At 69.8% G+C, this 16,222-nt stretch carries 15 protein-coding genes; 7 read left to right on the top strand and 8 right to left on the bottom strand.

The features are described from left to right. Positions 1-134: 134 nt before the first annotated feature. From lptA to rpoN, 3 genes are read left to right on the top strand one after another with little or no spacing between them, the layout of a single operon-like run. The gene (lptA, locus tag EV685_RS11360) at positions 135-746 is read left to right on the top strand and encodes a lipopolysaccharide transport periplasmic protein LptA (RefSeq protein WP_130482122.1); all 612 of its coding nucleotides are present in this window, start codon (positions 135-137) and stop codon (positions 744-746) included. Then, positions 743-1,525: an LPS export ABC transporter ATP-binding protein gene (lptB, locus tag EV685_RS11355; protein ID WP_242615539.1), complete on the top strand. Its 783-nt coding sequence runs from the start codon at positions 743-745 to the stop codon at positions 1,523-1,525. Before lptA ends, lptB begins: the two co-directional genes overlap by 4 nt. Before the next feature lie 33 nt (positions 1,526-1,558). Beyond that, the gene (rpoN, locus tag EV685_RS11350) at positions 1,559-3,253 is read left to right on the top strand and encodes an RNA polymerase factor sigma-54 (RefSeq protein WP_130482121.1); all 1,695 of its coding nucleotides are present in this window, start codon (positions 1,559-1,561) and stop codon (positions 3,251-3,253) included. 96 nt (positions 3,254-3,349) lie between these two features. Here rpoN and EV685_RS20625 read toward each other — a convergent pair whose 3' ends face one another. Continuing rightward, positions 3,350-3,661 carry a hypothetical protein gene (locus tag EV685_RS20625; RefSeq protein ID WP_165396777.1) on the bottom strand — a complete coding sequence of 104 codons (312 nt, stop codon included), beginning with the start codon at positions 3,659-3,661 and terminating at the stop codon, positions 3,350-3,352. Between the two features lie 302 nt (positions 3,662-3,963). After that, positions 3,964-4,569 (bottom strand): 2-hydroxychromene-2-carboxylate isomerase, encoded by a 606-nt coding sequence (locus EV685_RS11340; protein ID WP_130482119.1) that lies wholly within the window; start codon positions 4,567-4,569, stop codon positions 3,964-3,966. Positions 4,570-4,718: 149 nt separating this feature from the next. Here EV685_RS11340 and EV685_RS11335 point away from each other — a divergent pair, with 149 nt between their 5' ends. Further along, positions 4,719-5,339, top strand: coding sequence for a hypothetical protein (locus EV685_RS11335; RefSeq protein ID WP_130482118.1), 621 nt, complete (start codon positions 4,719-4,721; stop codon positions 5,337-5,339). A 2-nt stretch (positions 5,340-5,341) separates the two neighbouring features. On the opposite strand, the gene EV685_RS11330 is transcribed toward EV685_RS11335, so the two are convergent. From EV685_RS11330 to EV685_RS11310, 5 genes are all read right to left on the bottom strand, one after another. Next, positions 5,342-7,342: a TRAP transporter large permease gene (locus EV685_RS11330; protein WP_130482117.1), complete on the bottom strand. Its 2,001-nt coding sequence runs from the start codon at positions 7,340-7,342 to the stop codon at positions 5,342-5,344. Next, a complete protein-coding gene (locus EV685_RS11325; RefSeq protein ID WP_130482116.1) occupies positions 7,339-7,959 on the bottom strand; it encodes a TRAP transporter small permease subunit in 621 nt (206 codons plus the stop codon). Before EV685_RS11325 ends, EV685_RS11330 begins: the two co-directional genes overlap by 4 nt. A gap of 121 nt (positions 7,960-8,080) precedes the next feature. After that, the gene (locus EV685_RS11320; RefSeq protein WP_130482115.1) at positions 8,081-9,196 is read right to left on the bottom strand and encodes a TRAP transporter substrate-binding protein; all 1,116 of its coding nucleotides are present in this window, start codon (positions 9,194-9,196) and stop codon (positions 8,081-8,083) included. Between the two features lie 193 nt (positions 9,197-9,389). Next, entirely contained in the window at positions 9,390-10,511 is a 1,122-nt protein-coding gene (gene nagA, locus EV685_RS11315; RefSeq protein WP_130482114.1) for an N-acetylglucosamine-6-phosphate deacetylase, read from the bottom strand. Then, positions 10,508-11,398 carry a glucosamine kinase nucleotide-binding domain-containing protein gene (locus EV685_RS11310; RefSeq protein WP_130482113.1) on the bottom strand — a complete coding sequence of 297 codons (891 nt, stop codon included), beginning with the start codon at positions 11,396-11,398 and terminating at the stop codon, positions 10,508-10,510. The genes nagA and EV685_RS11310 overlap by 4 nt, the downstream gene beginning before the upstream one ends. A 202-nt stretch (positions 11,399-11,600) precedes the next feature. On the opposite strand from EV685_RS11310, the gene EV685_RS11305 reads away from it, so the two are divergent. Further along, complete coding sequence (locus tag EV685_RS11305) at positions 11,601-14,150, top strand: bifunctional diguanylate cyclase/phosphodiesterase (protein WP_130482112.1); 2,550 nt, start codon at positions 11,601-11,603, stop codon at positions 14,148-14,150. A gap of 109 nt (positions 14,151-14,259) precedes the next feature. Next, the gene (locus EV685_RS11300) at positions 14,260-14,817 is read left to right on the top strand and encodes a CZB domain-containing protein (RefSeq protein WP_242615562.1); all 558 of its coding nucleotides are present in this window, start codon (positions 14,260-14,262) and stop codon (positions 14,815-14,817) included. 19 nt (positions 14,818-14,836) lie between these two features. Here the strand turns inward: EV685_RS11300 and EV685_RS20620 are convergent, their stop codons facing one another. Beyond that, complete coding sequence (locus EV685_RS20620) at positions 14,837-15,403, bottom strand: hypothetical protein (RefSeq protein WP_165396775.1); 567 nt, start codon at positions 15,401-15,403, stop codon at positions 14,837-14,839. A 359-nt stretch (positions 15,404-15,762) separates the two neighbouring features. Between EV685_RS20620 and EV685_RS11290 the strand changes: the two genes are divergently transcribed. Further along, positions 15,763-16,212 carry a cupin domain-containing protein gene (locus tag EV685_RS11290; protein WP_130482109.1) on the top strand — a complete coding sequence of 150 codons (450 nt, stop codon included), beginning with the start codon at positions 15,763-15,765 and terminating at the stop codon, positions 16,210-16,212. The last annotated feature ends 10 nt before the right edge of the window (positions 16,213-16,222 follow it).

Raw genomic sequence — 16,222 nt, 5'->3', positions numbered from 1 at the left:
GCCGCACTCCGGGCGGCGCCATGCATCGTTCAGGTCGAGCCGCTTGGGGCACCGCCCCGCGTCACGATTGATGCATCTAAACCACCCGGCGGCGCAGACGTGTGGATAGAATCGTCTGCAATTTCTGTGCCGCCATGAACCCGCTCCCCGTCCTCGCCCCCCGCCTGCGTGCTGCCCTGACCGGGCTGGCGCTGTTGTCGGCCCTCGTCAGCGCGTGGCCGGCACGGGCCGAGCGGGCCGACCGCGAGCTGCCGCTGACCTTCGATGCCGGCCAGTTGCGCATCGACGGCAAGCGCAAGGTCCAGGTGCTGAGCGGGGGCGTGGAGATCACCCGCGGCACGTTGGTGCTCAAGGCGGCGGGCGTCGAGTTGCGCGAGACGCCGACCGGCCAGGTCGCCGTCGCCACCGGCAGTGCCGAACAGCCCGCCACCTTCCGCCAGAAGCGTGACGGCGTCGACGAGACCGTCGAGGGTCAGGCCCTGCGCATCGACTACGACACCGTCACCCAGACCGTGCGCTTCCAGCAGCTGGCCCAGGTCCGGCTCTGGCGCGGCAATGTGCTGGCCGACCAGATCAGCGGCGAGACCATCGTCTACGACCACGGCCGCGATGCCTTCGAGATCCTCGGCGGCGCGCCCGCCGCTGCCGGTGCCGCCAGCGCGGCCGGCTCGGGGCGTGTGCGCGGCGTGGTCACACCGCGCCCGGCGCCCGCAGGCGCTTCGGCACCGGCCGGAGCCAACCGTTGAACGTGCCGGCCGAGCTCGACCGTCGGGCCACGCCGGCGCCCAGCCGGCTCGAGGCCCAGGGGCTGCAGAAGTCCTACGGCGCCCGCAAGGTCGTCAAGGATGTGCACCTGGCCGTCGACAGCGGCGAGGTGGTCGGCCTGCTCGGCCCGAACGGCGCGGGCAAGACCACCAGCTTCTACATGCTGGTCGGCCTGGTTCGGGCCGATGCCGGTGAGATCCTCATCGACGGCCAGCCGGTGCAGGGCCAGCCCATCCACCTGCGAGCCCGGCTCGGCCTGTCCTATCTGCCCCAGGAGGCGTCGATCTTCCGGCGCCTGACGGTCGAGGAGAACATCCGCGCCGTGCTCGAACTGCAGCAGGACGCCAACGGCCGTCACCACGGGGCCGCTCACATCGAGCAGATGCTCGAAGCGCTGATGGCCGACCTGTCCATCACCCGGCTGCGCCACAGCCCGGCGCCGGCCTTGTCCGGTGGCGAGCGCCGCCGCGTCGAGATCGCCCGCGCGCTGGCCACCCAGCCGCGCTTCATCCTGCTGGACGAGCCCTTTGCCGGCGTCGACCCGATCGCGGTGATCGAGATCCAGCGGATCATCGGCTTCCTCAAGGCGCGTGGCATCGGCGTGCTGATCACCGACCACAACGTGCGCGAGACGCTGGGCATCTGCGACCGCGCCTACATCATCAGCGAGGGACGTGTGCTGGCCGAAGGCACGCCCGCCGCGATCGTCGAGAACCCGGATGTGCGCAAGGTCTACCTTGGCGAGCACTTCCGCATGTGATGTCCCTGTCTCTGTGACCCCCGGCCGGCCCCCATGAAACCCTCCCTGCAGGTCCGCCTTTCCCAGCACCTGGCGCTCACGCCGCAGCTGCAGCAGTCCATCCGTCTGCTGCAGCTGTCGACGCTCGAACTGCACCAGGAAGTCGAGCAGATGCTCGAACAGAACCCTTTCCTCGAAGCCGACGAGGATGCCGCCGGTGCCGATCGGCCGATGGCCCTGCCCGACGAGGGCGTGCCGGTTGCGCCCGCCGATGACGGTGGCAGCGCTGGCGTGGCGGACCGCGTGTCCGAGCAGGCCGCCGAGCGGGTCGCCGACAGCCCGTCCGATGCCGCCAGCACCAGCGCCGACGGCGATGGCGCGGGCATGGAGCAGCTCGATTTCGGTGCCTCCGAGGCCACCCCCGACGACTGGGACAGCGGCCACGACCGCGAGGATTTCAACAGCCTGTCCGACAGCAGCGGCAACCGCAATGGCGCGCTGGACGACGACGACAGCGACTGGAGCGAGCGGTCCACCGCCACGCCCAGCCTGGCCGAGCACCTGCGCGCCCAGCTGCACGGCATGCGCCTGGCCGACGAGGACGTCATGCTGGTGGAGTCGCTGATCGACTCGCTCAACGACGACGGCTACCTGGCCGACCGGCTGGAGGAGATCGTCGAACGGCTGGTCCAGGTGCTCAGCGGCGCGCCGCTGACCGAGGCCACCGAGACCCTGTCGGCCTCGCTGGTGGACGACACCGCCGACGCCATCGACCCGGCCCTGCTGGCCGAACAGGCGCTGCTGCGCGAGGACCTGCTCGACCGCCTGCGCTGCGCGCTCGGCTGGCTGCAGAGCCTGGAGCCGACCGGCGTGGGCGCGCGTGACCTGGCCGAGTGCCTGGTCCTGCAGCTGCGCGAGCGCGACACCACGCCGGTGCGCGACGTCGCCATCCGCCTGTGCCGCGACCACCTCGACCTGCTGGCGCGCCGCGACGTGCGCAAGCTGACCCTCGCGCTGGGCGTCGACGAGGACATGATCCGCGACGCCCAGAGCCTGATCGTCACCCTGGAGCCCAAGCCGGGCCGGCGCTTCGCCCGGGCTGAGGCCAACATCGTCGTGCCCGACGTGATCGTGCAGAAGGCCGGGCGCGGCTGGAAGGTCGTGCTCAACCCCGACGTGATGCCCAAGCTGCGCATCAACGACATGTATGCCCAGGTGCTGCGCCAGCACCGCAGCCAGCGCACCGGCGGTGGTGGCGACAACGGCGCGACGCTGTCGGCGCGGCTCCAGGAGGCGCGCTGGTTCGTCAAGAACATCCTCCAGCGCTTCGACACCATCCAGCGCGTCTCGCAGGCCATCGTCGAACGCCAGAAGGCCTTCTTCACGCATGGCGAGATCGCGATGAAGCCGCTGGTGCTGCGCGAGATCGCCGATGAGCTCGGCCTGCACGAGTCGACCATCTCGCGTGTGACGACGGCCAAGTACATGGCCACGCCCTTTGGCACCTTCGAGCTGAAGTACTTCTTTGGCAGCTCGCTCAACACCGAGGCCGGCGGCAATGCCTCCAGCACGGCGGTGCGCGCGCTGATCAAGCAGTTCGTCGCTGCCGAGGACCCGAAGAAGCCCCTGTCGGACAGCCAGCTCAGCGCGATGCTGGAAGAGCAGGGCATCCAGGTCGCGCGGCGGACGGTGGCGAAGTACCGCGAAGCCCTGAAGATCGCGCCCGCGAACCTGCGCAAGGACATGTGACGGGTCTGGCCCCGGTCCTGTCCGACGTGGACGGCCGGGCCCAGGGCGTCACGGTTGGTCTTGCTGCTGTTGCTACTGCTACTGCTATTGCTATTGCTATTGCTGTTGTTGCTGCTGCGCCAGCTGCGCCGCATAGCGGCTGGCGGGGCGCAGGCTCTGCTGGGCCTGGGCGCGGCTGCTGCGCAGGAAGTCCTCGGCCAGGCCTGCCAGCTCGGGGTTGCCGCTGGCGCGGCACAGGCTCATGACGGCGCGGGCGTATTCGGCCGGGCCGAGCATCAGGTTGATGTCGATGTCCTCGCCCATCTCGTGCAGCAGCAAGGCATGGATGCGGTGCACGAGGACGAGGCGCTGGCCGTCGTGCGTGCTGGTGGTGGGGTTGATGCTGACGTGATCGGTGACGGTGGGCATGGTGTGTGACTCCCTGATGAGCCCACTATGCAGATGACGTGCCCGTTCCGGCGCTGCCAGCCGGCCGGACGACGCCGCAAACGATCTCGTGTGACAGCGCACGATCGGGCGTCCGGGTAAGCCCGGGGGGCGGCGGCGAGTCGTGAGCCTTTGCACGCCGTGAGATGAACGGCAAAACACCCCGGGGATGAGCGACGGCCGAACGAGCCGCCATCGGCGCACCGAACTGCGGCGCAGCCCCGCCCGGCCGCGCTCGCCTTGCACCAGCCTGCGTCGGTGCACCGGTCTGGATGCCCCTCGGTTCAGCGCTCGCCGCCGAGCCAGCGGTCGATCTGGTGCTTGCGGTCGTTGCCCCAGAAAGGCTCGCCGTCGACGATGAAGAAGGGCGCGCCAAACACGCCGGCGGCGATCGCGGCCTCGTTCTCGGCGCGCAGGCGGTCCTTCCAGACCGGGTCGGCGCAGATGGCGGCCGCCTGTTCGGGCGCGATGCCAAATTCCGCCGCCAGGCCCTGCAGCGCGGCCATATCGCTGAGGTTGATGCCCCGCGCGAAGAAGCCGCGCAGGCCGGCGTGGGCCCAGTCGACCGCACGCTGCGGGTCCTGGCTGTCCAGCCACCAGAACAGCCGGGCGGCGTTGTGGCTCGGGATCGGGAAGGGCGAGGGCATCACGTAGGGCACGCCTTCCATGCGGGCCGACCGGGCGAAGTCGCGCAGCGAGTACTCGCGCTTGATCGGGTAGGAGACGGGGCTCTTCAGCTCGGCCGCCTGGAAGGTCACGCCCAGCAAGATGGCATGCCAGCGCACCGGACGGCCGTGGCGCGCGGCCAGTGCCGCGATCCACTCGGACGCGATGTAGGCGTAGGGCGACGAGAAGTCGAAGTAGAAGTGGATGGGCGAGGGTGCGTTCATTGCCACACCTTATGGCGCAGAAGAGACAGCGTCCATCGGCGACAGCCCGGGTTCGCGGCCAGGACGCCACGCTGCGCGCCGAGCCTGACGCGTGTGCGCAACTTGACCGGGGTCATGCCCCGGTGAAGACAGCTGCCTAGCATCGCCCCATGACCGACCTGCTGATCACGCTGGCCTGCACCGCGCTGGCACTCGCCCTGAGGCCCTGGCGCGGCTTTGCCGTAGAAGGTCCGCCCTGGCCGTGGCTGGCCTGGTGGCTGACCTTGCCGCTGTTCTGGGCCAGCGACCGGCTGGCCGCGTCCGCCCTGATCCAGCCGATGTCGGGTGTGCCCTTGCTGGTGCTGATGGCCGGTTGGCCGCTGGCCGTGCTGGCGCTGCTGCCGACCACGCTGCTGACCGCCTGGCTGGCCGGGCTGGACCTGTGGGAGGCCCTGCACCGGCTGGTCTGGCTGGGCCTGGTGCCCGCCGGCCTGACCGTCGCCCTGGGCGCAGCGGTGCGGCGCTGGTTGCCGCACCACCTCTTTGTCTACATCCTGGTGCGCGGCTTCGGCATGTCGCTGCTGGCGCTGACCCTGGCCGGGTTGGGCGCGCTGGCGGTCGACGGCGTGCCGGCCGGCTTGCAGACCGGCGAGGTCGCCATCGCCCGCTGGCTGGCTGCCTGGGGCGATGCCTTCCTCACCGGCATGCTGGTGGCCATCTTCGTGGCGTTCAGGCCGGGGTGGCTGGCGACCTGGTCGGACCGGATCTATCTGCCACCCCAGCGGCCTTAGCTTCAGCGACCGTAGAGCACCTGCGGCAACCAGAGCCCGATCTCCGGGAACATGTAGAGCAGGAAGATCGCGACGACCTGGATGCCCATGAAGGGCAGCATGCCCGCGAAGATCTGGTTGAGCGTGACGTGCGGCGGGCTCACGCCCTTCAGGTAGAAGGCCGCCATCGCCACCGGCGGGCTCAGGAAGGCGGTCTGCAGGTTCAGCGCGACCAGCAGGCCGAAGAACAGCGGGTCGACGCCGAAGTTGTCCAGCAGCGGCACGAAGATGGGCATGAAGATCACGATGATCTCGGTCCACTCCAGCGGCCACCCGAGGATGAAGATGATCACCTGACTGAGCAGCAGGAACTGCGTCTTGGTGAGGTTCATGCTCAGGACCCACTGCTCGACCAGCTCCTGCCCGCCCAGCAGCGCGAAGGCCGCCGAGAAGATCGCAGAGCCGACGAACAGCCAGCAGACCATCGCGCTGGTCTTGGCCGTCAGGAACACGCTCTCCTTGACCACCGTGAAGTTGAGCTGCTTGTAGGCCGCCGCCAGCAGCAGGCCGCCGAAAGCACCCACGGCAGCCGCCTCGGTCGGCGTGGCCAGACCGAACACGATCGAGCCCAGCACCGCCAAGATCAGCAGCACCAGCGGGAAGAAGGACGCCAGCAGCATCTTGAAGACCTCAAGCCGCTGGAAGCTCAGCATCGCGTAGAACGCGACCAGCGCCAGCGAGCCCACGCCCAGGCCGACCCAGTAGCCCGTCGAGGCGGGCACCGGCTCGGCCGGCGCGGCGGGAGCTGCCTCGGCGCCGGGTGGTTCGCTCACGCCTTGCGCGACGGTGCTGGTCTCGCCCGTGCTGGCCGATGCGGCCTCCTCGCTGCCCGGAGGCTCCTGCACGCCACCTTCGGCGCCCGGAGGTTCCTGCACACCGCCTTCGGACGGCGGCTCCTGCAGGCCACCTTCCTCGCCCGGTGGCTCCGCGAGTCCGCCACCTTGCGCGGCAGGCTCATCGGATGAGCCAGGGGGCGCACCGACACCGCCGTCGTTCTGCTGGATCTCGATGGCGGCCGCTGCCGGCCGGGTCGAGACATCGTGGCCCCACAGCGCGACGACCGCAAAGACCAGCGCCGGCAGCAGCGTGATGCCGAGCTGGCGCAGCAGGTAGCCGGCCGGGACGTCGACGTTGCGCTCGCCCTTGAGCGCCTTCACCAGGCCCGGCAGGGCGGTGTTCGAGATCGCATCCGAGACCCGCTGCGTCAGCGGCGGCAGCGGCACGAAGCGCTGTTCGGCCGACAGGGGCGGTGCCAGGTGCGGCTTGAGCTTGGCGATGATGATCACGTAGACGATGTATAGGCCCGCCAGCATGATCCCGGGGAAGAAGGCCCCGGCGTAGAGCTGCACCACCGACACGCCCGCCGTCGCGCCATAGACGATCAGCATGACGCTCGGCGGGATCAGGATGCCCAGGCAGCCGCCGGCCGTGATGGCACCGGCCGACAGCCGCACGTCGTAGCCAGCGCGCAGCATCTGCGGCAGCGCCAGCAGGCCCATCAGCGTGACGACCGCACCGACGATGCCGGTGGCGGTGGCGAACACCGCGCAGGTGAACAGCGTGGCCACGGCCAGCGATCCCGGCACCCGCGCCAGGGCCAGGTGCAGGCTGCGGAACAGCTTGTCGATCAGGTTGGCGCGTTCGACCAGATAGCCCATGAACACGAACAGCGGGATCGAGATGAGCACGTCGTTGCCCATCACCTTGAAGGCGCTCTGCACCATCAGCGTGAGGGTCTTGTCGGTGTCGCGCTCGTAGGCGATCCACGTGAAGATCATGCCCATGCCCATCAGCGTGAACGCCGTGGGGAAGCCCAGCATGATGGCCACGACCACCAGCGAGAGCATCAGCAGGCCGATGTGGCCATTGCTGATCTTGTCGGCGCTGACCAGCATGGTCAGTGCGCCCAGGATGATCAGCCCCATCAGGATGAAGCCGAACCAGAGTTCCTTGCGGATCTTCATGACGCGTCCTTCGGCGGCTTGATGTACTTGTCGAGGGCGATGATGTCCTCGTCCTTCACATGGACCATCTGCTTGAGCTTGTCGACGTCGACCTCTTCGACGTCCTGCTCGCGCGAGGGCCACTCGCCGTCACGGATGCAGCGCACGCAGCGCACGATCTCCACGACGCCCTGCAACAGCAGCATGGCGCCAGCCAGCGGGATGATGAACTTGAAGGGGTAGAGCGGCAGCGGCTCGGCCGAGAAGGTCTGCTCGCGGATGGCGAGCGACTCGTGGGCGAAGTTCCAGCCCGCCCAGGTCAGCGCGAAGATGCCCGGCAGGAAGAACAGCACGTAGAGCACCAGGTCCACGGTGGCCTGCGTGCGTGGCATGAAGAAGCCGTAGAGCACGTCGCCGCGCACATGGTTGTTCTTGGCCAGCGTGTAGGCGCCGCCCATCATGAACAGCGTGCCGTACAGCATGATCTGCGCGTCCAGCGCCCAGGCGTGCGGGTGGTTGAAGACATAGCGGGAGAACACTTCCCAGGTGATTAACCCGGTCAGCGCAACGATGGACCAGGCGAACAGCTGGCCCAGCCAGGTCGACATCCGGTCGACCAGCAACAGCAGGCTTTGCATGCGTGACACCCCTCGGTAAGCGGCCCCGTCGGTCGGGGCTCAAACAGACAAGCGCCTGCACGGAGCAGGCGCTTGTGTTTCGTTCAGTGGTCGGTCCGGCGGCGCGCAGGCCGCCCGGACATCAGGCCTTCTTGGCGCCGAAGTAGCGGTTCCAGGCCATCTTGAAGTCGACCATGTAGTCGTTCTGCCATTGGCCGGCGCGCTGAGCAAACTCGCGCTGGCTGTCGAGCACCTTTTTGAACAGCGGGTTCTCGGCGCCCTTCTTGGCGATGACCTTGTCCCAGGCGTCGAGCTGGGCCTTGAGGATGGCGTCGGGCGTCTTGTAGAACTTGATGCCGGCCTTCTTCAGCTCGATGTAGTCCTGCGAGTTGCGCTGGATCGCCTTCCAGCTCATGTCGGCGCTGCCGGCCTGCACGGCGTAGTCGATGATGGCGCGCAGCTCGGCGGGCAGGGCGTCGTACTTGGCCTTGTTGAACAGGATCTCGAACTGCTCGCCGCTCTGGTGGAAGCTCTGCAGCATGCAGTTCTTGGCCACGTCGGGGAAGCCCAGGATGCGATCAGAGGTCGCGTTGTTGAACTCGGCCGCGTCGATCAGGCCACGGTCCAGCGCCGGCACGATCTCGCCGCCGGGCAGCGGGTTGACGGCGGTGCCCAGTTCGGTGAACACGTCGACCGCCAGGCCGACGGTGCGGAACTTCAGGCCCTTCATGTCAGCGACCTTGGCCACCGGCTTCTTGAACCAGCCCAGCGGCTGGGTCGGCATCGGGCCGTACAGGTAGGAGACCACGTCCATGTTGATGGACTTGTAGATCTCTTCCAGCAGGGCCTTGCCGCCGCCGTAGTTGTGCCAGGCCAGGACCATGTTCGGGTCCATGCCGAAGGCCGGGCCCGAGCCCCACAGCGCCAGCGCCGACTGCTTGCCGTAGTGGTAGGCGACGACGCCGTGGCCGCCGTCGAGGGTGCCCTTGTTGACGGCGTCCAGCAGCTGGAAGGCCGGCACGACCGAGCCCGAGGGCAGCACCTCGATCTTGAGGCGGCCGCCGGCCATGTCGTTGACCTTCTTGGCGAAGTCGTTGGCGTACTCGTGGAAGATGTCCTTGGCCGGCCAGGTGCTCTGGAAGCGCAGCGTGGTGGTCTGTGCGCGCGAGATCATCGGCGCGGCGAGCGCGCCGGCGCCGATGGCACCGGCCGAGGCATTGCGGAGAAATCGGCGACGCGGTTGTGCGGGCTGGGTCATGTCATGTCTCCTGTGGAACGGTCCGTGGAACGGGCGCGGCCGGCTTTCCGTCTTGGACAAGCGACCTGCAAATGTGAGACACGATGCTAGGAGGCCGGCACGACCGTTCGTGCCCATGGATACCCTAGCGACGGGTCTCCGGCCACGTCAGTCTGTCGCTGGGGTGACATCGGGCAGCCGTTGACCGGCTTGTTCAGGGCGTTCGGCCGCCGATCAGCACCTGTTGCACCGTCAGCGGCTGCGGGTCGAGCACGACCAGGTCGGCGCAGGCGCCGACGGCCAGCCGGCCCAGGTCGGGTCGGCCGATCAGGTCGGCCGCGTGGGTCGAGACACGCATCGAGGCCTCAACCAGCGGCAGGCCAATGGCGACGAGGTTGCGCAGCGCCTGGTCCAGCGTCAGCGCGCTGCCGGCCAGCGTGCCGTCGGCCAGGCGCACGCCGCCTTCGCACTTGCGCACGGTGTGGCGGCCGAGCCGGAAGTCGCCGTCGGGCATGCCGGTGGCGGCGGTGGCGTCGCTGACGCAGTACAGGCCCGGGATGGCACGCCGCGCCGCGTGGATCGCGCCGGGATGCACATGCAGCAGGTCCGGGATGATCTCGGCGTGCGCCGCGTGCGCCAGTGCCGCGCCGACCAGGCCGGGTTCGCGGTGGTGCAGCGCGCTCATCGCGTTGAACAGGTGGGTGAAGCTGACCGCGCCGCAGCGCAGCGCCGCCACGCCGTCCTCGTAGCGGGCGTTGCTGTGGCCGAGCTGGACGCGGTGACCGGCCGCGCGCAGCGCTGCGATCAGGTCCAGGTGACCGTCGACCTCGGGCGCCAGCGTGATCGTCACCAGCGGCGCCAGCGCGTGCAGCTCGCGCACCTCGGCCAGCGTCAGCGCCCTGGCGAAGTCCGGTTGCGCACCCAGCCGGCCGGGGCTGATGTAGGGGCCTTCGAGGTGCACGCCGAGGATCCGCGCGCCACCGGCCGGACGCTGGCGCACATGCGGCGCCAGGGCGATCAGCGCGGCGCGGATCTCGTCCATCGGTGCGGTCATCGTGGTGGCCAGCAGCGCGGTGGTGCCATGGCGGGCGTGGCAGCGGGCGATCTCGGCGGCGGCGTCCGCATGGTTGGCGCCGTCCATCACGTCGTGGCCACCGCCGCCGTGCACGTGCAGGTCGACGAAGCCGGGCAGGATCAGCGGGGCATCTCCGGCCGGCGCGTCGACCGGCTGGCCGGTGATCGCCGCGATGTGACCGTCGCGCCAGGCGATCCGCCCGCGCAGCAGGCCGCCGGGGGTCAGGATGTCGCCGTCCAGATGCTCCAGCGCGTGGCTCATCGGGCGTTCTCCTGCAGCGCCGTGCGGATCAGGTGCAGCGCGCCGTCACAGGCGTCGCCGACCGGCTCCACCACGGCCTGCGTCAGCCCGGTGGCGATGCGCCGGGCGAGCTGCCGGCCGATGCTGCCGGCGATCACCAGCGGCAGGGCGCCGGACGGGTCCATCGCCCGCACGATGGCGCGGGCGTGGTGCACGGCCTGCTCGACCAGCGCAGCGGCGGCCGGGTCATGGCCGGCCTGTTCGAAGACCAGCGGCGCCAGTTCGGCATAGCCCGTCTGGCCGGCCGCCGCGCACCAGTCCAGCAAGGTGGCGCGGGTCGCGCCGCAGCCTTGCCAGACCGCCTGCACCAGCGCGCCGGCTGGCGCGCGGCCGTCCATCGCGCGCTGCGCCAGCCGCACCGCCTGCTGGCCGAACCAGGCGCCGCCGGCCTCGTCGCCGATCTGCCAGCCCCAGCCGCTGACCATGTGCCGGCTGCCGTCGGCATGGCGGGCCACGCCGATGCTGCCGGTGCCGATGGCCAGCAGCGCGCCGGGCCGGCCGCCGTGGGCGCCCAGCACCGCCGCCGCGCCGTCGCTGTCCAGCACGACACGGCCCCAGCCCGGATCGGCGGCATGGAAGTCCGCGACCCAGCCCGGGTTCTCGGCGCCCGACAGACCCAGGCCGAGCGCGCAGTCGGCCGGCCGTGCGGCGGCCATGCCGGCCGCCGCGAAGGCCGCAGCCACCGCCTCGCCGATGTGGCGCCAGGCCTGCGCGCTGCCTTGCCCGAGCGCCGAAGGGCCGGCCATGCCGTCGCCCAGCAGGCGGCCGTCGCGCGCGCTCAGGCGGGCCCGGGTGCCGCTGCCGCCGCCGTCCAGGCCGATCAGGAAGGAGAGGTTCTGCGTCGTCATGGCGACGATCGTAGGCGCCAGACCGTCCGTCCCGCTTCCCGCAAGACCGCACCACGCGGCGCGCGCGCCACCGTGGGGCGTGGATTTGTGTCGGGTTGCAAACGATTGATGGCCGGGGTGCGCCACGCGGCCCGGGTCTGACTACATTGATTGCCCGCCCACGCCGTTTCGTGCCGCCCTCGTTGTCGCCGTGCCGCCTTTCGTGACCCTTTCCGCCCATCTGGGCGATGTCGATCCGAACGAACGGATCGAGCCAGCGCGCTGGCGCACCCTGGTCGAGGACCAGGTCGAAGCGATCTCCCTCGCTCGACCGGATGACTTCGTGCGCGGCTACGTCAACCCCGCCTATGCGGCGCTCTATGGCCTGCCGCGCGAGGCGTTGCTGGGGCGTTGTCTGCTGGACCAGGTGCCGCCGCAGGACCGTGACGAGGTGGCACGACGCCTGGCCGTGATCCGCGACGAGGGCCGCACCGAACGCAGCGAGAACCGCATCGTCTTGCGCGATGGGCGCGTGCGCTGGGTGTCTTGGACGAACCGGGTGCTGCGTGGCCCTGACGGTCGCGTCGAGTGGCTGCATTCGGTCGGCCGCGACATCACCGACGAGGTGCTCGGCCGACAGGCGCTGGCCGATCGGGAACAGCAGTTCCGGGCGCTCTACGACCGCACGCCGGCGATGCTGCAGTCCATCGACGGCGAAGGGCGCTTGCTCAGCGTCAGCGATGCCTGGCTGGCGCACCTGGGTTATGCGCGCGAGGAGGTCATCGGCCGGCTGTCGGTGGACTTCCTGGCGCCGGATTCACGCCGCTTCGCGCTGGAGCAGGTCCTGCCGGCCTTCTTCCGCGATGGCCGCAACCACGGCGTGCCTTACCAGATGGTGCGGCGCGATGGCAGCCTGATCGACGTGCGCCTGTCGAGCGTGCTCGAACGCGACGGCGACGGTCGGCCCTTGCGCTCGATGGCGGTGATCGAGGACGTCACCGAGCGGCTGCGCCTGGCCCGCGGGCTGGAGGCCGAACATGAGCGCCTGTCGGTGGCCCTGCATGCGATCGCCGACGCCGTCATCACCACCGATGCCCTGGGCCGCATCGACGACATCAACCCGGTGGCCGAGGCGCTGACCGGCTGGCCGCGTGCGCAGGCCCTGGGCCAGCCGGTCGAGCGGGTCTTCCAGCTCGTCCACGAGACCCGTCACGACCCGCTGGACAACCCGGTTCTTCATTGCCTGGCCGACGGCCAGCCGGTGCCGCTGCGCTCCGATGGCCTGCTGCGGGCGCAGGACGGGCAGTCCTGCGGCATCGAGCACGCCGCGTCGCCGATGCGCGGCGTCGACGGCCGGCTGATCGGCGTCGTGCTGGTCTTTCGCGACGTCACCGCGCAGCGCCGCATGGCCGGCGAGATGCGCTACCGCGCCACCCACGATGCGCTGACCGGTCTCGTCAACCGCAGCGAGTTCGAGGACCGCCTGCAGCGCGCGCTCGACCACAGCGGGGACACCGGCGGCCAGCATGCGCTGCTGTTCATCGATCTGGACGAGTTCAAGCTCGTCAACGACAGCAGCGGGCATGCCGCTGGCGACGAACTCTTGCGCCAGATCGCCAGCTTGCTGCAGCGCGCCGTGCGCGGCCGCGACACGCTCGCGCGCCTGGGTGGCGACGAGTTCGCGGTCATCCTCGAACACTGCCGCATCGATCAGGGTCTGCGGCTCGCGCAACAGCTGTGCGAGCAGATGGACGAGTTCCGCTTCGTGCATGGCGAGCGGCGGTTCCGCATCGGCGCGAGCATCGGGCTGGTCGGCATCGATGCCCGCTGGACCGACACCGCCAGCCTGCTGCAAAGCGCCGACGGCGCCTGCAGGAGCGCCAAGGCGGCCGGGCGCAACCGCGTGCACGTGGCCGATGACCATGAGCAGCATCTGCAGACCCTGCGCGGTGAGGCCCAGTGGGCCGCCCGCATCGATGCGGCGCTGGACGAGCAGGCCTTGCCCGAGCACACGCTGGTGCTGCATGCACAGCGCATCGTGCCGGTGGTGGCCGGTGAGCCTTCCGCCTGCGGCGATGGCGCTGAGGCGCACGGCGGCCGCGCGCCGCTGCATGCCGAGGTCCTGCTGCGCATGGCCGACGGCCAGGGCGGACTGATCACGCCGGGCGCATTCCTGCCGGCGGCCGAACGGTTCCACCGCGCCGGCCGGATCGACCGCTGGGTGCTGCGCAGCGTGCTGGACCTGCTGGTGCGCCTGCACGACCGGCTGCGGCCGGGCGACCTGCTGGCGGTCAATGTGTCAGGACAGTCGGTCAGCGATCGTGCCTTCCATCGATGGGTGCTGGCCCTGGTCGACGCCCATGCCGGCCTGGCCGCCCACCTCTGCCTGGAAATCACCGAGACCGCCGCGATCACCCGGCCGCTCGATGCGGCCGCGTTTGTCACCGAGTTGCGCCAGCGTGGCGTGCGCATCGCGCTGGATGATTTCGGCGCCGGGGCCTCGTCCTTCGGCTACCTGAAGTCGCTGCCGGTGGACTACCTCAAGATCGACGGCCAGTTCATCAGCGGACTGGGCAACGACCCGCTGGACCTGGCGGCGGTGCGCAGCTTCTGCGACGTCGCCAGCGTCATCGGCGTGCCGACCGTGGCCGAGTTTGTCGAACACCCCGCCACGCTCGACGAGCTGCGCAGCCTGGGCGTGACGCTGGCCCAGGGCCACCTGCTGCATCGGCCCGAGCCGCTGGCGGCCTTGCTGGCACGCAGCCTGCGCTGAGGTCGCCCGGCGTTGTTCGACATTCCTTCAGATGCCGCAGGCACCATCGGCCACCGCACGGCCCGACCGGGCCCTGACCGGCAACGAAGGGGAGCTTGACGTGGCACTGATGGATTGGTTGAGGGGCCTGTCTGGCCGGCTGGATCGGCATGAACGGCGGCGGCGTGAGCTGCAGGCCCTGGGCGTACCCACCGGCCCGGCACCGCTGACCGAACCGGCGCCGCTCACCGACCTGGGTCAACTGTCGGTCGATGAACAGGGCCAGGCGGTCTTCGAAGGGCTGGACTTTGCCGGCGCGATCCGCGCCCATCAGCTCTGGAAACGTCGGCTGCTGCAGGTCATGGACGGTGCCAGCGACGAGAACTTCGACATCGCCCGCGTCCGCCGCGACGACTGCTGTGACCTGGGCCGCTGGCTGCATGGCGATGCCAAGCGCAAGCATGGCGGCGACGACGTCTTCCGGCGCCTGTTGCTGAGCCACCAGACCTTCCACGAGACCGCCGCCGATGTGCTGGTGCTTTGTCAAGCTGGCGACGTGGCCCGTGCCCGTGAACTTGTCGAGCGGGGCCTCTACGCGCGCTTCTCGGTGCGGGTGCAAGGGCTGCTGGCGCAGTTCTTCATCGAGCGCCAAAACGGTGGACCCGGCGGACCCGGTGGCCCCGGCTGACGCACCCGCCACCCACCGGTCAGTGCGGCAACGCGGCGCGGGCGGAACCTGCCGTCGCCACCCGCACCGGCTGGGCCAACAGCTGGATCTCGTCGAGCGAGATGTCCAGCGGCGTGTAGAGGGTGGGCAGGTCCAGCCAAGCGACCGGCGGGCCGTTCTCCAGGTTCGGGCTGACGTCCAGGCCCTTGCGCTCCGGCGGGCTTTGCGGCTCCTCGCCGGTGGGCGTGAACCAGCGCCGCAGCGAGCGACGCATCACCCGTGGCGCCACCGACTTGCCGATGTAGAGGTCGGCGTGAACGTCGGCCAGCTGCGCCAGCGTGACCTCCTCCGGCCGATCCACCAGCAGCACCAGCGGCGCGCGGCGCAGCGTGCGCCGGAGTTCGCGCAGCAGCGCAGGCGCCGCCGACATGCCGCACCAGGCCAGGTCGACGAAGACCAGGTCCGGTCGTTCGTGGTGGCTCTGCTCGCCGGCGTCCAGCGGCGCAGCACCGCTGCAGCGCACCTGGGCCATGGCGGACATCGGGTTCAGGATGTCCTGCAGCAAGGGGAGCAGGGTTTTCTGGTGGCTCAGGATCAGGGCATTCATCGGTTCTCCTCCGGGGATGGGCTGGGGTGCACGCGCCTCCTGGCCCGGTGGTCGACGGGCGACTTCTTTGTGTGAGGTTTTTCGCGTTTGGGACCTGATCGTGACCGCTTGCAGCCGACCGCGCCTGCCGCTTCCTGCAACCGCGTCGAAGGTCTGTTGCCGGACGTGAATGGCGCTCACAACTGATCCCCCAAACGGGTGTGGCTGCAAGCGAGTGTGTGCAGGGGGTATCCAGGTGCAACCCAGCGGGGTATGACCGGCCCCGGGCCGAGGTTCAGGCAGGCCGCAGGCCGAGGGAATGGAACATGCATGTCGCGCTGCAGCATTCTTCAACCCGCCCTGCATCTCAGGAGGCTCCCATGCTCGACAAGGTCCGCGCCGTTGCCGGCGACACGCTGTTCTCCCACGTCAAGCCGATGGACACGACGTTCCGGGGTGACGGCCTGCGCGATTTCTTCCTCTACCGCGACCTCGGCGTGGCAGCCGCGACCGGCGGCAAGGTGCTCGCGCAACTCGTCGTGGCGCACAACGCACCCGAGAAGGGCACCGGTTGGCACCGCCACGAGGCCGATTTCCACATCGTGATCATGTTGCGCGGCTGGGCCCGCTTCATGTACGAGGACCAGGAGACGCTGGTCAGCGCCGGTGACTGCGTGCACCAGCGCCCAGGCGTGCGCCACTACCTGTTCGACTACTCGCCCGACATGGAATACCTCGAGATCGTCGGCCCGGCCGACTTCAAGACCATCGACGTCGATGCGGTCTGCGAGATCCCGGCGGCGCAGGGTTGGGGGCTCAAGGCGGCGTGAGCCGCCGGGG

The sequence above is a fragment of the Sphaerotilus mobilis genome, assembly GCF_004216565.1.
Lineage (GTDB): Bacteria > Pseudomonadota > Gammaproteobacteria > Burkholderiales > Burkholderiaceae_C > Sphaerotilus > Sphaerotilus mobilis.
The sequence above is the reverse complement of the archived record's forward strand: the minus strand, read 5'-3'. Positions and strand labels throughout refer to the sequence as shown.

Excerpts from the sequence above, each read along its gene's own strand:
- EV685_RS11340 (WP_130482119.1), bottom strand. The coding sequence starts at position 4,569 with ATGAACGCACCCTCGCCCATCCACTTCTACTTCGACTTCTCGTCGCCC.
- EV685_RS11325 (WP_130482116.1), bottom strand. The coding sequence starts at position 7,959 with ATGCAAAGCCTGCTGTTGCTGGTCGACCGGATGTCGACCTGGCTGGGC.
- EV685_RS20625 (WP_165396777.1), bottom strand. The coding sequence starts at position 3,661 with ATGCCCACCGTCACCGATCACGTCAGCATCAACCCCACCACCAGCACG.
- EV685_RS11330 (WP_130482117.1), bottom strand. The coding sequence starts at position 7,342 with ATGAAGATCCGCAAGGAACTCTGGTTCGGCTTCATCCTGATGGGGCTG.
- EV685_RS11335 (WP_130482118.1), top strand. The coding sequence starts at position 4,719 with ATGACCGACCTGCTGATCACGCTGGCCTGCACCGCGCTGGCACTCGCC.
- EV685_RS11300 (WP_242615562.1), top strand. The coding sequence starts at position 14,260 with ATGGATTGGTTGAGGGGCCTGTCTGGCCGGCTGGATCGGCATGAACGG.
- EV685_RS20620 (WP_165396775.1), bottom strand. The coding sequence starts at position 15,403 with ATGAATGCCCTGATCCTGAGCCACCAGAAAACCCTGCTCCCCTTGCTG.
- EV685_RS11310 (WP_130482113.1), bottom strand. The coding sequence starts at position 11,398 with ATGACGACGCAGAACCTCTCCTTCCTGATCGGCCTGGACGGCGGCGGC.
- lptA (WP_130482122.1), top strand. The coding sequence starts at position 135 with ATGAACCCGCTCCCCGTCCTCGCCCCCCGCCTGCGTGCTGCCCTGACC.
- EV685_RS11290 (WP_130482109.1), top strand. The coding sequence starts at position 15,763 with ATGCTCGACAAGGTCCGCGCCGTTGCCGGCGACACGCTGTTCTCCCAC.
- EV685_RS11320 (WP_130482115.1), bottom strand. The coding sequence starts at position 9,196 with ATGACCCAGCCCGCACAACCGCGTCGCCGATTTCTCCGCAATGCCTCG.
- rpoN (WP_130482121.1), top strand. The coding sequence starts at position 1,559 with ATGAAACCCTCCCTGCAGGTCCGCCTTTCCCAGCACCTGGCGCTCACG.
- nagA (WP_130482114.1), bottom strand. The coding sequence starts at position 10,511 with ATGAGCCACGCGCTGGAGCATCTGGACGGCGACATCCTGACCCCCGGC.